The 982-nt window shown below is 70.9% G+C and carries 2 protein-coding genes; both read left to right on the top strand.

Annotated elements, in window-relative coordinates; genetic code table 11:
• Nucleotides 1-623: FAD-dependent oxidoreductase (locus tag D452_RS0100465; RefSeq protein WP_026128843.1), on the top strand; the 623-nt coding region annotated here is incomplete at its 5' end.
• 147 nt (nucleotides 624-770) lie between these two features.
• A partial coding sequence (locus tag D452_RS31055) for a TFIIB-type zinc ribbon-containing protein (RefSeq protein ID WP_017542216.1) occupies nucleotides 771-982 on the top strand: 212 nt, incomplete at its 3' end.

The raw sequence follows: 982 nt of genomic DNA, 5'->3' as shown, positions 1-982 counted from the left end.
GGAGGGTGGACGTTAGCCACTGCCTGATGACCGTCGGCATGATCCCCAACACCGAGGGCCTGGGCCTGGAGGAGGCCGGGGTACGCCTCGGCAGGGGCGGGTTCGTCGAGGTCGACCGGGTCTCCCGCACCACCGTCCCGGGCGTGTACGCCGCCGGTGACTGCACCGGCGTGAACATGCTGGCGTCCGTGGCCGCCATGCAGGGGCGCATCGCCATGTGGCACGCGCTCGGCGAGGCGGTCTCCCCGCTCCAGCTGTCCACCGTCGCCTCCACCGTGTTCACCCACCCCGAGCTGGCCGCGGTCGGCGCCAGCGAGGACGACGTGCGCAGCGGTCGGATCGACGGCCGCACCGTCACCCTGCCGCTGAACACCAACCCGCGCGCCAAGATGAACCAGGTCAAGGACGGCTTCGTCAAGCTGATCTGCCGTCAGCACACCGGGATCGTCCTCGGCGGCGTCATCGTCGGCCCGCGCGCCAGCGAGCTCATCCTGGGCGTGTCCATCGCGGTGCAGCAGCGCCTGACCGTCGACGACATCGCGCACACCTTCTCGGTGTACCCGTCGCTGTCCGGCAGCGTCACCGAGGCCGCGCGTTCGCTCATGCTCGCCTCCCCGGAGTAGGCGCCCGGAAACGCCCCGGGAGTACGTCAGGGCCCGCCCGCCGTGTGGATCACGTGCAGGACACACGGCGGGCCCGGCTTCCTTACCCGTCCTTGACAACCCCGGGCATACCTTTTCGGGGTGATCTGTCCGAAGTGCCAAAGCCAGATGCGTACCTACGACCGTCAGGGCGTCCACATCGACCGGTGTGACGGCTGCCAGGGGATCTTCCTGGACCGCGGCGAGCTGGAGCGCGTGGTGTCCGCCGAACAGCGCCACTACGGCGCCGTCCCGCCCGACCCCCATTCGCCCCAGCCCTATCCGGGCCAGCACCCTGGCCAGCACCCGGGTCAGCGGCGCGCCTACCCCGACTCCCCGCG

This window comes from Nocardiopsis prasina DSM 43845, from assembly GCF_000341265.1.
In the GTDB taxonomy this organism is placed as follows: Bacteria; Actinomycetota; Actinomycetes; order Streptosporangiales; family Streptosporangiaceae; genus Nocardiopsis; species Nocardiopsis prasina.
The sequence above is the reverse complement of the archived record's forward strand: the minus strand, read 5'-3'. Positions and strand labels throughout refer to the sequence as shown.